Origin of the sequence: Nocardioides iriomotensis (assembly GCF_004168035.1) — a bacterium.
In the GTDB taxonomy this organism is placed as follows: domain Bacteria; phylum Actinomycetota; class Actinomycetes; order Propionibacteriales; family Nocardioidaceae; genus Nocardioides_B; species Nocardioides_B iriomotensis.
In genome coordinates this window covers 23,625-36,881 of sequence record NZ_SDPU01000035.1, presented here as the reverse complement: position 1 = coordinate 36,881, position 13,257 = coordinate 23,625, and the positions used below count along the sequence as shown (strand labels likewise).

Genomic DNA, 13,257 nt, shown 5'->3' with positions numbered 1-13,257 from the left:
GTGGTCTCGACAGGCCCGGTCCGCGTGGCGGAAGGCTGAAATCCGGAACGTTTCCCCACCAGCCGATTGCGGTACGTTCGGCCCATGGTCGGACGTATCCCCGTCATGGACGTCACACCTGTCGTCGAAGGTGGTCGTTACCCCGCCAAGGGCACCGTAGGAGAGCCCCTCCCCGTCACCGCCCACGTCTTCCGGGAGGGCCACGACGCCCTCAACGCGGACGTCGTGCTGATCGACCCCAAGGGCAGGCGGAGAGCGCCCGTGCGCATGCACAAGGTCCCCGAGAAGGTCGACCTCTGGACCGCCGAGGTCGTGCCGGACGCGATGGGTCCGTGGTCCTTCGAGATCGAGTCCTGGAGCGACCCGGTCGCCACCTGGCGGCACAACGCCGAGATCAAGATCCCGGCCGGCATCGACGTCGAGCTGATGTTCACCGAGGGTGCGCTCCTGCTCGAGCGCGCGTCCGAGGCGCTGCCCAGGCGCGGCGGGGCGGCGCAGCGCAAGGTGCTCGCCGACGCCGTCAAGGCGGTGCGCGACACCAAGCGCCCCGAGCCGGTGCGGTTCGCGGCCGCGACCAGCCCCCAGGTCGACGAGGTGCTGGCGGCGTACCCACTCCGTGACCTGGTCACCGCCAACGGCCCGTTCCCCGTGTACGTCGACCGCGAGCGCGCGCTGTACGGGGCCTGGTACGAGTTCTTCCCGCGCAGCGAGGGCGCCTACGTCGACGACACGACCGGCAAGGTCGTGTCCGGCAACTTCACGACCGCGGCCAAGCGGCTCGACGCCGTCGCCGCGATGGGCTTCGACGTCCTGTACCTCCCTCCGATCCACCCGATCGGCGAGGTGAACCGCAAGGGCCGCAACAACACGCTCACCCCCGACCCCGACGACGTCGGCTCCCCGTGGGCGATCGGCTCCAAGGACGGCGGGCACGACGCCATCCACCCCGACCTCGGCACGTTCGCAGACTTCGACGCGTTCGTCCGGCGCGCCAACGACCTCGGCGTCGAGGTCGCGCTCGACCTCGCGCTGCAGGCGGCGCCCGACCACCCGTGGGTGACGACCAACCCGCAGTGGTTCACCACCCGCGCCGACGGCACGATCGCCTACGCGGAGAACCCGCCGAAGAAGTACCAGGACATCTACCCGGTCAACTTCGACAACGACCGCGACGGCATCTACCGCGAGGTGCTGCGCGTGGTGAAGCACTGGATGAAGCACGGCGTCCGGATCTTCCGCGTCGACAACCCGCACACCAAGCCGGTGGAGTTCTGGGGCTGGCTGATCAGCGAGGTCCGCAAGACCGACCCCGACGTGCTGTTCCTGTCCGAGGCGTTCACCAAGCCGCCGATGATGCGGGCGCTGGCGACGGTCGGGTTCCACCAGAGCTACACCTACTTCACCTGGCGCACCGCCAAGTGGGAGATCGAGCAGTACCTCACCGAGCTGGCCCACCAGACGAGCACGGTGATGCGCCCGAACTTCTTCGTGAACACGCCCGACATCCTGCACGCGTTCCTGCAGTACGGCGGGCCGGCGGCGTTCAAGATCCGCGCGGCCCTCGCGGCGACGGGCTCGCCGTCGTGGGGCGTCTACGCCGGCTACGAGCTCTTCGAGCACGTCGCGGTGAAGCCCGGCAGCGAGGAGTACCTCGACTCGGAGAAGTACCAGATCCGGATCCGCGACTGGGACGAGGCCGACGCGACCGGCCGCACCCTGGCGCCGTACATCACGCGGCTCAACGAGATCCGCCGCGAGAGCCGGCCGCTACAGCTGCTCCGCAACGTCACGATCCACAGCAGCGAGGACGACTCGATCCTCGTGTTCAGCAAGTCCGCACCCGGGCCGGACGGCACCGACGAGCACGTCATCGTCGTGATCAACCTCGACCCGCACGGCACGCGCGAGACGATGCTGCACCTGAACATGCCGGCTCTCGGCCTCGACTGGCACGACAGCTTCCAGGCGCACGACGAGATCACCGGCGAGACCTGGACGTGGTGGGAACGCAGCTACGTCCGGCTCGACCCGTACCACGAGCCCGCCCACATCCTCACCGTCCGGAGGTCGCCGGCCTGATGTCCACCCAGCACGAGAGTGGTCCGACGACGGCCGACCAGCCCGGTCTCGACCAGGCGGCGCAGCCCGAGTGGTTCAAGACCGCCGTCTTCTACGAGGTCCTGGTCCGGTCGTTCCGTGACAGCAACGGCGACGGGGTCGGCGACTTCGTCGGCCTGACCGAGAAGCTCGACTACCTGGCCTGGCTCGGCGTCGACTGCCTGTGGGTGCCGCCGTTCTTCACCTCGCCGCTGCGTGACGGCGGCTACGACGTCGCCGACTACACCGACATCCTCCCCGAGTGCGGCTCCGTCGACGAGTTCCACGCGTTCCTCGACGCCGCCCACGACCGCGGGATCCGCGTGATCATCGACTTCGTCATGAACCACACCTCGGACCAGCACCCGTGGTTCCAGGCCAGCCGCTCCGACCCCGACGGCCCCTACGGCGACTTCTACGTGTGGTCCGACACCGACGAGCTCTACCAGGACGCGCGGATCATCTTCGTCGACACCGAGCCGTCCAACTGGACCTGGGACCCGGTGCGCCAGCAGTACTTCTGGCACCGCTTCTTCAGCCACCAGCCGGACCTCAACTTCGACAACCCCAAGGTCCACGAGGCCATGTTCGAGGCGCTGAGCTTCTGGCTCGACATGGGCATCGACGGGTTCCGCCTCGACGCGGTGCCGTACCTCTACGAGCGGCCCGGCACCAACGGCGAGAACCTCAAGGAGACCCACGCCTTCCTCCGGGACGTCCGGACCTACGTCGACGAGCACTACCCCGGTCGGGTCCTGCTGTGCGAGGCCAACCAGTGGCCCGACGACGTCGTGGAGTACTTCGGCGACTTCGACAAGGGCGGCGACGAGTGCCACATGGCGTTCCACTTCCCCGTCATGCCGCGCATCTTCATGGGGGTGCGGCGCGAGTCGCGGTTCCCGATCTCCGAGATCATGGAGCAGACGCCCGCGATCCCCGACGGGTGCCAGTGGGGCATCTTCCTGCGCAACCACGACGAGCTGACCCTCGAGATGGTCACCGACGAGGACCGCGACTACATGTGGGGCGAGTACGCCAAGGACCCCCGCATGAAGGCCAACATCGGCATCCGTCGCCGGCTGGCGCCCCTCCTCGACAACGACATCAACCAGATGGAGCTGTTCACCGCCCTGCTGCTGTCGCTGCCGGGGTCGCCGGTCCTCTACTACGGCGACGAGATCGGCATGGGCGACAACATCTGGCTCGGTGACCGCGACGGCGTGCGCACGCCGATGCAGTGGACCGCCGACCGCAACGCCGGCTTCTCGGTGGCGACACCCGGCCGGCTGCACCTTCCGGTGATCCAGGACCCGGTGTTCGGCTACCAGCGTGTCAACGTCGAGACCGAGCTCGAGAACGCGTCGTCCCTGCTGCACTGGACCCGCCGGATGATCCACGCCCGCAAGAAGCACGAGGCGTTCGGTCTCGGCGCGTTCCACGACCTGGGCGGCTCCAACCCCAGCGTGCTGTCCTACGTCCGCGAGCACACGTCGTCCGACGGGAGCGTCGACCGCGTGCTCTGCGTCAACAACCTCTCGCGCTTCCCGCAGCCGGTCGAGCTCGACCTGCGCCGCTACGAAGGGGTCGCGCCGATCGAGCTGCTGGGCGGCGTGCGCTTCCCGGAGATCGGCGAGCTGCCCTACCTGCTGACCCTCGGCGCGTACGGCTTCTACTGGTTCCGGCTGCCCCCGTCGGAGTCGGACAACATGCAGCCCGCTGCGCCGGAACCGCTGACGACCACCCAGGAGGCGACCAGCCCGTGAAGTCCGAGCTCGAGCAGTTCATCGAGTCCGCCCGCTGGTTCGGCGGCAAGGGGCGCTCCGCGTCCGTCGCCGACGTGCGCCGCATCGGCTCGCTCGGCTCTGCCGAGAAGGACGGCACGCCCTTCGTGGGCATCGAGCTGGTCACCCTGGCGTACACCGACGGCCAGAGCGAGACCTACCAGGTCCCGGTCGCCTACTACGCCGAGCCGCAGGGACGGCTCGAGCACGCGCAGATCGGCCTCTGGGAGGACCCGGAGCTCGGACCCGTGCACGCCTACGACGCCATGCACGACCGCGAGGTCACCATCCTGTGGCTGCAGGCGTTCGACAGCGGGCTCCAGCAGGACCGGCTCACCTTCCACCGGCTGCCCGGCTACGAGCTCGACATGACCACCCACTCCACGCTGTTCTCCGGCGAGCAGAGCAACTCGTCGCTGGCGTTCGGCGAGGACAGCCTGATGAAGGTGTTCCGCAAGATCACGCCCGGGCACAACCCGGACATCGAGATCCACGCCAGGCTCACCGAGGCCGGCAGCGACCACGTCGCCGCGCTCTACGGCTGGGTCGAGGGGCGCAGCGACGAGGGTCCCGAGGGACAGCCGCTGCACCTCGCGATGCTCCAGCAGTTCCTCCGCACCGCGAGCGACGGCTGGGACCTCGCGCTGGCGAGCGTCCGCGACCTGTTCGCCGAGGCCGACCTGCACGCCGACGAGGTCGGCGGCGACTTCGCCGGTGAGTCCCACCGACTGGGCGTCGCCGTCGGCGACGTGCACCGCGACCTGGCCGCGGCGTTCCCGACCAGCACGTGGGACGCCGACGACAAGAAGTCGCTCGCGGCCGCCATGCGCGACCGCCTCGACGCGGCCGTCGAGGTCGTGCCCGAGCTCGCCCCGCACGCCGACGCGCTGCGCGCTGCGTTCGACGCGGTGGAGACCGTGTCGGCCCCGGTCCGGGTGCAGCGGGTGCACGGCGACCTGCACCTGGGCCAGACGTTGCGCACCGTCAAGGGCTGGAAGATCGTCGACTTCGAGGGCGAGCCGGCCAAGCCTCTGGCCGAGCGGGTGCTGCCCGACAGCCCCTGGCGAGACGTCGCGGGCATGCTGCGCTCGTTCGACTACGCCGCCCACGCGGTCGAGGCCGACGTGCAGGCCGAGCTCGACGACGGCGACCAGATCGCCTACCGCGCGGCCGAGTGGGCACAGCGCAACCAGGAGGCGTTCCTCGCCGGATACCTGACCGCGCTCCGGCCCGACCAGGAGGTCGACGAGGAGCACCCGCCGACGCCGACAGCCGACGAGCACGCGCTGCTGACGGCGTACGAGGCCGACAAGGCCGTGTACGAGACCGTCTACGAAGCCCGCAACCGACCGACCTGGATCGGCATCCCGCTCGGCGCCATCGAGCGGCTCACCGCTCCCCGTGCGGAGGAGGCACCATGAGCCAGACCGCGACCCACCCCGTCGAACCGTCCGTCCTCGACCAGATCGTCGCGGGCGAGCACGGCAACCCCCACGACATCCTCGGCGCGCACCCGCACGCCGGCGCCACGACGGTGCGCGTGCTGCGGCCGCTCGCCGAGTCGGTCGTCGTCGTGAGCGAGGGCGAGCGGACGCCGCTGGAGCACGAGCGCGGTGGCGTCTGGGTCGGCGTGCTGGACGCCCCCGACGTGCCCGACTACCGCCTCGAGGTGAAGTACGAAGGCGGCGACCCGACCCTGGTCGACGACGCCTATCGCTACCTGCCGACCCTCGGCGAGGTCGACATGCACCTGATCAACGAGGGCCGCCACGAGCAGCTCTGGGACGTGCTCGGCGCCCACGTGCGCCGCTACGAGTCGCCGACCGGCGACGTCACCGGGACGTCGTTCGCGGTCTGGGCGCCGAGCGCTCGGGGCGTGCAGGTGAAGGGCGACTTCAACAGCTGGGACAGCCGCGAGCACCCGATGCGCCAGCTCGGCGTCTCCGGCGTGTGGGAGCTGTTCGTGCCGGACGTCGGAGCCGGAACCAAGTACAAGTTCGTCATCCTCGGCGCCGACGGCCAGTGGCGCGAGAAGGCCGACCCGATGGCCTTCCAGGCCGAGATCGCGCCGGCCACGTCGTCGGTGGTGCACGAGTCGTCGCACACCTGGGGCGACGACGCGTGGATGACCGCGCGCGCTGAGCGCACCGACTTCCACGCGCGGCCGATGTCGGTCTACGAGGTGCACCTGCACTCGTGGCGCAAGCACCACGGAGGCGGCGGCTACAGCTACGACGAGATCGCCGACAGCCTCGTCGACTACGTCAAGGACATGGGTTTCACCCACGTCGAGCTGATGCCGGTCATGCAGCACCCGTTCGGCGGCTCGTGGGGCTACCACGTGACGTCGTACTTCGCGGTCGACGCCCGGATGGGCGACCCCGACGGTCTGCGCCGGCTGATCGACCGGCTGCACCAGGCCGACATCGGTGTGATCCTCGACTGGGTGCCCGGCCACTTCGCCACCGACAAGTGGGCGCTCGCGGAGTTCGACGGCACACCGCTCTACGAGGACCCCAACCCGCAGCGCGGCTGGCACAAGGAGTGGGGCTCCTACATCTTCAACTTCGGTCGCAAGGAGGTCCGCAACTTCCTGGTCGCCAACGCGCTGTTCTGGCTGGAGGAGTTCCACGCCGACGGCCTGCGCGTCGACGGCGTCGCGTCGATGCTCTACCTCGACTACAGCCGCGAGCCCGGCCAGTGGTCGCCGAACGTCTACGGCGGCCGCGAGAACCTCGAGGCCGTCGCGTTCCTGCAGGAGATGAACGCCACCGTCTACAAGCGCGTGCCCGGCGCCACCACGATCGCCGAGGAGTCGACGTCCTGGCCGGGCGTCACCCGGCCGACGCACCTGGGCGGCCTGGGCTTCGGGTTCAAGTGGAACATGGGCTGGATGCACGACAGCCTCGGCTACGTCCAGAACGACCCGGTGCACCGCCAGTACCACCACGGCCAGATGACGTTCTCGATGGTCTACGCCTACTCCGAGAACTACGTGCTGCCGATCAGCCACGACGAGGTCGTGCACGGCAAGGGCTCGCTGCTGCGCAAGATGCCCGGTGACCGGTGGCGCCAGCTCGCCAACCTGCGCTGCTTCCTGGCCTACATGTGGGCGCACCCCGGCAAGCAGCTGCTGTTCATGGGCTCGGAGTTCGGCCAGGAGTCCGAGTGGGCCGAGAGCCGCGAGCTCGACTGGTGGCTGCTCGACAACAGCGACCACCGCGGCGTCGCCTCGCTGGTGCGCGACCTCAACGCGCTCTACGCCGACTCCCCCGCGCTGTGGTCGCTCGACACCGACGGCTCGGGCTTCCAGTGGATCGACGCCAACGACTCGAGCAGCAACGTGTTCAGCTTCCTGCGGATCGGCTCCGGCGGCGAGCAGCTCGCGTGCGTCGCGAACTTCTCGGCGATCCCGCACCACGGCTACCGGCTGGGCCTGCCCACGGCCGGCGCCTGGACCGAGGCGCTGAACACCGACGGCGAGGCCTACTCCGGCTCCGGGGTCGGCAACCTCGGCAAGGTCGAGGCAACCGACGACCCCTGGCACGGGCAGCCCGCCTCCGCGACCGTCACGCTCCCGCCGCTCGGCGCCGTCTTCCTCACCCCCGGGCCTTCGTGACGGAGCAACCCACACTGACCGACGGGGTCGTCACGCTGCGCCCGTGGCGTGACGAGGACGTCGACACCGCGATCGCCGGGCACGACGAGACGATCCAGCGCTGGTTCGACTTCCCGGCGGTGACGCCGACACGCGAGGAGCAGACCGAGGCGATCACGCGCTGGCGGAAGGGCTGGACCGAGGGCCGGACCACGGTGAACTTCCTGGTCGAGGCCGAGGGCGCGATCGTCGGCAACGTCGAGATCCGCACCAAGTCCGACCAGATCGGCGAGCTCTCCTGGATCCTGTACGCCGGCCACCGCGGCCGCGGCTACGCCGTCCGCGCCGTGCGTGTGCTGGTCGACTGGGCCTTCGAAGAGCTCGGACTGGTGCGGATCGAGGCCTACGTCAACAACGCCAACGACGCGTCCAAGCGGGTCGCCACGCGCAGCGGCCTGCACCGCGAGGGGATCATGCGCGGCCGCGAGATCCTCCAGGGCGAGCGGCACGACACCGTGCTCTACGCCCGGCTGCGCAGCGACCCGCCGGTCACCGCGCCCGACGGCTTCCGGTCGCTGCTCAACTCGTTCCTTCCGCGCAAGCGCGCGATCAGCCAGCTGCTGGTGCGCGACCCCGACGACCGGGTGCTGCTGTGCCGGCTGACCTACAAGCAGGACTGGGACCTCCCCGGTGGCGTCGTCGAGGTCGGCGAGTCGCCGCGCGTGGGCGTCTCCCGCGAGGTCGACGAGGAGCTCTCCCTGTCGATCGAGGCGGGCGCCCTGCTGCTCGCCGACTGGCTCCCGCCGTGGGGCGGCTGGGACGACGCGGTCTGCCTGGTGTTCGACGGCGGCGTCCACGACCCCTCGCTCCTCGACGGGGTGGTGAAGGAGGTCCGCGAGATCCGCTCGGTCGAGTTCTGCACGCTCGAGCAGGTCCACGAGCGCGCCGCCGACTTCACCGCCCGCCGGATCGAGGCCGCTCTCGCGTCGCTGCGTGGCGACGGCCCGCCGTACACCGAGAGCGGGCGGTGACGGCGTAGCGGTCGAGCACCACGTCGACCAGCCGCTCGTCGACCACGGGACCGTCGAGCAGGGGCGCGGTGACCACGTCCGCGCCCGCGGCGAGCAGGCGGCGGTGGAAGTGACCGGTCGCGAGGAGGTACGACGCCAGCACGACCCGGCGACGCGGCTGCTCGGCGCGCAGGCGGGCGACCTCGTCGGCGACGCGCGGCGCGCGGGCGGCGCCGTAGGCGACGGTGACGGGCCTGGCGAGGTGGGCGCCCAGCGCCTCCGCGGTACGGCGGACCGAGACGTCCGCCGCGTCGTCCGACGAGCCGGCCGCGGCGAGCACCACCGCGTCGTCCGGCCGGAGCCGGGCGGCGTGCAGCCGGTCGAGCAGGAGCGCGGTGATCCGCGGGTCGGGTCCGAGCGCGTCGGCCTGCGCGGCACTCGGGTGGTCGTCGACGACGCGGGCGATGTCGACGTGGGCGTGGTACCCGGCCGCGAGCAGCAGCGGGACGACCACGACGTCGCGGTGCCGCGGCGCGACGTCGGCGAGGTAGGGCGGGTGCACGTCCACGTGCGCCTCGACGACGGGGAGGCCGGCGCGGCGGCGTACCGCCTCGACGAGCCGGGTCACGGCGGCCGCGCCGGCGGGGTCGGCGGTGCCGTGGGAGCAGGCGACCAGCGTCGTCATGGCGTGGTCACGCTCGGCAGCACGTCCAGGACGTAGCCGCGCTTGATGACGGTGCGGACGAGGGTGCGGGAGCCGATCGCGTCGCGCAGCCGGGCGACGGCGACCTCTGCGGTGTGCGGGTCGTCGGAGTCGCCGGGCAGCACCTGGAGCAGTGTGTCGCGGGTGACGACGTGGCCGGGCGTCTGGGCCAGCCGGCGCAGCACCGCCAGGCCGCCGCGCGAGACCGGGAGCACGACGTGGTCGAGCGTGGCCGTCGTGGCGCGCAGGTGCAGCACGCCCTCGCAGGTGCGCAGGCCGTGGGCCTCGTCGCCGAGGTCCATGATCACGCGGCGGACCAGCGCGCCCATCCGGCCGCGGTCGGGGACCACGGGCCGCATCCCGGCTACCTGGAGCGGCTCGGCCGTGACCGGGCCGACGGCGGCGACGCGCAGCCGGCCGTCGGCGACCAGGGCGCGGACGGTGTCGGAGACGTCGAGGCGCACCAGCTCGCGCAGCCAGGCCGAGGCGCCCGGTGCGGAGGTGAAGACGACGGCGTCGAAGAGCCCGGCGGCGAGCTGCCTGACGGCGTCCTCGACGGCGGCCGGGTCGGGCGGCGGTCCCCAGCGGTAGACCTCGAGGTTGACCACCGCGGCGCCGCCGCCGGTGAGCCGGTCGTCGAGGCCGTCGTCGCCGGCGCCGTGGTGCTGCACGGCGATCCTGGTGCCCTCGACGCCCTCGGTGAGCAGGAAGTCGGCGATCTCGGCGCTGGTCTCCGACTCCGCGACCCAGTCGGCGCGCAGCCCGGCGGCCTGCAGGGCGCCGCGGGCCTTGGGGCCGCGGGCGACCAGGCGGACGCCGTCGAGCACCGCGAGCAGCTCCTCGGCGAGACCGTGCGTCTCGGCGGTGTCGAGCCAGCCACGGAAGCCGATCGCCGTCGTCACCACGAGCGTGTCGACGGGGTCGGCGAGGATCTCGCGGGTCCGGACGAGCAGCGTCTCCTCGTCGATGTGCGGGACCACGCCGAGCGTGGGCGCGACGACGACCTCGGCGCCGCGCCGGATCAGGGCGCCCGCCAGCTCGTCCGACCGCCGCTGCGCCGTCACCAGCACGCGGCAGCCGGCCAGCACCGGCGGGACGGCGGTCACGGCGTGGCGGCCGCGAGCGCGGCGGACGGGTCGAGCGACGGGTCGACCGGCTGCTCGGCCGGGCGGTCGGCGACGTGCACGAGTCCCTCCAGGATCCGGGTCGGCCAGACCGGGAGCCGGACGTCCGGCTCGGTCAGGCACGCACCCGTGGCGAGGTCGAAGACCTGCTTGTACATGGGCGAGGCGACGGTGACCCGCTCTCCGGAGGAGCCGACGATACCGCGGGCCATCACGTGCGCCCCGCTGAACGGGTCGAGGTGAGACACCGCGTGGACGCGGTCCTCCCCCGTCGCCGGGTCGGTCACCCGGAACAGCGCGACCTGGTGACCGCCCACGAGGACGGCGACGCCGCGCTCGGGCACCAGACGGTCGAGGGGGCAGACGGGGGTCACGAGCGCACCTCCAGGGTCGGGCCGGCGACCAGCACGCCCTCGCGGCGCTCGTCGGCGGTGGCGGGTCGGCGCTGGCCTCGCTCGGTGACGTAGGCCAGGGACGGGTCGGCGGTGTCGGGCTCGTTGACGAACGAGACGAAGTGGGCGAGCTTCTCCGGGTCGTCGAGCGTCGCGGCCCACTCGTCCTCGTAGGAGTCGACGTGGGCCGCCATCGCGGCGTCCAGGTCCGCGGCGATCCCGAGGCTGTCGTCGAGGACGACCCGCCGTACCTCGTCCATGCCGACCTGCTCGACCCACGGCGCGGTGCGCTGCAGGCGGTCGGCGGTGCGGACGTAGTACATGAGGAAGCGGTCGATTGTGCGGACCAGCGTCTCGGTGTCGAGGTCCTCGGCGAACAGCTGGGCGTGCCGCGGGGTGAAGCCGCCGTTGCCGCCGACGTAGAGGTTCCAGCCGTTCTCGGTGGCGATCACGCCGACGTCCTTGCTGCGCGCCTCGGCGCACTCGCGGGCGCAGCCGGAGACGCCGAGCTTGATCTTGTGCGGGGCGCGCAGGCCGCGGTAGCGCAGCTCGAGCGCGATCGCGAGGCCGACGGAGTCCTGCACGCCGTACCGGCACCAGGTCGAGCCGACGCAGGACTTCACCGTGCGGACCGCCTTGCCGTAGGCCTGGCCGGACTCGAAGCCGGCGTCGACGAGCCGCTTCCAGATCGCGGGCAGCTGCTCCATCCGGGCGCCGAACAGGTCGATCCGCTGGCCGCCGGTGATCTTGGTGTAGAGCCCGAAGTCCTGGGCCACCTGCCCGATCACCAGCAGGCCCTCGGGGGTGATCTCGCCGCCGGGGATGCGGGGTACGACGGAGTAGGTGCCGTCCTTCTGCAGGTTGGCCATCACGTGGTCGTTGGTGTCCTGCAGCCGGGCCTGGTCGGCGTCGAGCACGTGCCCGGTGCCGAGGCTGGACAGGATCGACGCGACGACCGGGCGGCAGATGTCGCAGCCGCGGCCGGTGCCGTGCGCGGCGATGATCTCGCTGAAGGTGCGCAGCCCGGTGACCCGCACGATGTCGAACAGCTGGGCGCGGCTGACCGCGAAGTGCTCGCACAGCGCGTCGGAGACCTCGACGCCGGCCTTCTCCAGCTCGCTGGTCATCAGCGTCTTGACCAGCGGCAGGCAGGAGCCGCAGGACGTGCCCGCCCTGCTGCAGGCCTTGACCGCGGGGAGGTCGGTGCAGCCCTGCTCGGTGACGGCGCAACGGATGGCGCCGGCCGAGACGTTGTTGCACGAGCAGACGTTGGCGGCGTCGGGCAGCTCGGTGCTGGGCGGTCCCTCGACGCCCTCGGGGAGCAGCCACGCGGTCGGGTCGGCGCCGAGCGGGCTGCCCACGAGCGGGCGGAGCGAGGCGTACGCCGACGCGTCGCCGACGAGCACGCCACCCAGCAGGGTCTGGGCGTCGTCGCTGACGACGAGCTTCTTGTAGACCCCGTTGACCGGGTCGGAGTGCACGACCTCGAGGCTGCCGGCCTGGGCCGCGAACACGTCGCCGAAGCTCGCCACGTCGACGCCGAGCAGCTTGAGCTTGGTGGAGGTGTCGGCGCCGGGGAACGTCGCGCCGCCGCCGAGCAGCCGGTCGACGACGACCTCGGCCATGGTGTTGCCGGGGCCGACGAGCCCCCAGCACCGGCCGTCGATGCAGGCCACCTCCCCGACGGCGTACACGTCGTCGTGCCCCGGTACGGCGCAGGCCTCGTCGACCCGTACGCCGCCCCGCTCGCCGACGGGCAGCCCGGCCGCCCGGGCCAGCTCGTCGCGCGGGCGCACGCCGGTGGCGAAGACGACCACGTCGACGGGCAGCCGGTCACCGCCGTCGAAGTCCATCCGGGCGACGCGGCCGTTGCGGCCGGCCTTGATCCGCTTGGTCGCGGTGGAGGTGCGGACGGTGATGCCGAGCTTCTCGATGAGCCGGCGCAGCGCCTCGCCGCCGCCCTCGTCGACCTGGAGCGCCATCAGCCGCGGGGCGAACTCGACGACGGTGGACTCGACGCCCATCGCCTGCAGCGCGCCGGCGGCCTCGAGGCCGAGCAGGCCACCGCCGACGACCGCGCCGCGCACCGGCCGGTCGAGCTCGGCGCCGCGGTCGGTGACCCAGGCGCGCAGCTCGGTGACGTCGTCGACGGTGCGGTAGACGAACGAGCCGGGCAGGTCCGACCCCTCGACCGGCGGCACGAACGCCGACGAGCCGGTGGCCAGGACCAGCGCGTCGTAGTCGTAGACGCGGCCGCGGGCGTGCACCTGCCGGGCGGCGGTGTCGACCGCCTTCACCGGCGCGTTGGTGTGCAGCCGGACGCCCTCGCGCCGCCAGAGCGAGCCGTCGCCGAGCAGCAGGTCCTCGGGGTCGCGGCCGGAGAAGAAGGAGGTCAGCGCGACCCGGTCGTACGGTGCGCGCGACTCCTCGGCGAAGACGTCGACGTGCCACTCGCCGGCGGTGTCACGGTCGGCGACGGCCTCGACGAGGCGGTGCGCCACCATGCCACCGCCGACGACGACGAGGCGCTTGCGGGTGCTGGTCTCGGTCAT

At 71.8% G+C, this 13,257-nt stretch carries 9 protein-coding genes; 5 read left to right on the top strand and 4 right to left on the bottom strand.

Going from position 1 to position 13,257, the window contains the following annotated elements; all coding sequences use genetic code 11:
• Positions 1 to 84 precede the first annotated feature (84 nt).
• From ETU37_RS19905 to ETU37_RS23500, 5 genes are read left to right on the top strand one after another with little or no spacing between them, the layout of a single operon-like run.
• Positions 85 to 2,079, top strand: coding sequence for an alpha-1,4-glucan--maltose-1-phosphate maltosyltransferase (locus ETU37_RS19905; protein ID WP_129989108.1), 1,995 nt, complete (start codon positions 85 to 87; stop codon positions 2,077 to 2,079).
• Positions 2,079 to 3,860, top strand: coding sequence for a maltose alpha-D-glucosyltransferase (gene treS, locus ETU37_RS19900; RefSeq protein WP_129989107.1), 1,782 nt, complete (start codon positions 2,079 to 2,081; stop codon positions 3,858 to 3,860). The genes ETU37_RS19905 and treS overlap by 1 nt, the downstream gene beginning before the upstream one ends.
• The gene (locus ETU37_RS19895; RefSeq protein ID WP_129989106.1) at positions 3,857 to 5,299 is read left to right on the top strand and encodes a maltokinase N-terminal cap-like domain-containing protein; all 1,443 of its coding nucleotides are present in this window, start codon (positions 3,857 to 3,859) and stop codon (positions 5,297 to 5,299) included. The genes treS and ETU37_RS19895 overlap by 4 nt, the downstream gene beginning before the upstream one ends.
• Entirely contained in the window at positions 5,296 to 7,497 is a 2,202-nt protein-coding gene (gene glgB / locus ETU37_RS19890) for a 1,4-alpha-glucan branching protein GlgB (protein ID WP_129989105.1), read from the top strand. The genes ETU37_RS19895 and glgB overlap by 4 nt, the downstream gene beginning before the upstream one ends.
• Positions 7,494 to 8,507 carry an NUDIX hydrolase gene (locus tag ETU37_RS23500; protein WP_206054073.1) on the top strand — a complete coding sequence of 338 codons (1,014 nt, stop codon included), beginning with the start codon at positions 7,494 to 7,496 and terminating at the stop codon, positions 8,505 to 8,507. Before glgB ends, ETU37_RS23500 begins: the two co-directional genes overlap by 4 nt.
• On the opposite strand, the gene ETU37_RS19880 is transcribed toward ETU37_RS23500, so the two are convergent.
• From ETU37_RS19880 to nirB, 4 genes are read right to left on the bottom strand one after another with little or no spacing between them, the layout of a single operon-like run.
• Positions 8,431 to 9,171 (bottom strand): sirohydrochlorin chelatase, encoded by a 741-nt coding sequence (locus tag ETU37_RS19880; RefSeq protein ID WP_129989104.1) that lies wholly within the window; start codon positions 9,169 to 9,171, stop codon positions 8,431 to 8,433. The two genes, ETU37_RS23500 and ETU37_RS19880, sit on opposite strands and share 77 nt — an antisense overlap.
• Positions 9,168 to 10,295 carry a uroporphyrinogen-III synthase gene (locus ETU37_RS19875; RefSeq protein WP_240755849.1) on the bottom strand — a complete coding sequence of 376 codons (1,128 nt, stop codon included), beginning with the start codon at positions 10,293 to 10,295 and terminating at the stop codon, positions 9,168 to 9,170. The genes ETU37_RS19880 and ETU37_RS19875 overlap by 4 nt, the downstream gene beginning before the upstream one ends.
• A complete protein-coding gene (gene nirD / locus ETU37_RS19870; protein WP_129989103.1) occupies positions 10,292 to 10,687 on the bottom strand; it encodes a nitrite reductase small subunit NirD in 396 nt (131 codons plus the stop codon). Before nirD ends, ETU37_RS19875 begins: the two co-directional genes overlap by 4 nt.
• On the bottom strand, positions 10,684 to 13,257 hold the full coding sequence (gene nirB / locus ETU37_RS19865; protein ID WP_129989102.1) for a nitrite reductase large subunit NirB: 2,574 nt from the start codon (positions 13,255 to 13,257) through the stop codon (positions 10,684 to 10,686). The genes nirD and nirB overlap by 4 nt, the downstream gene beginning before the upstream one ends.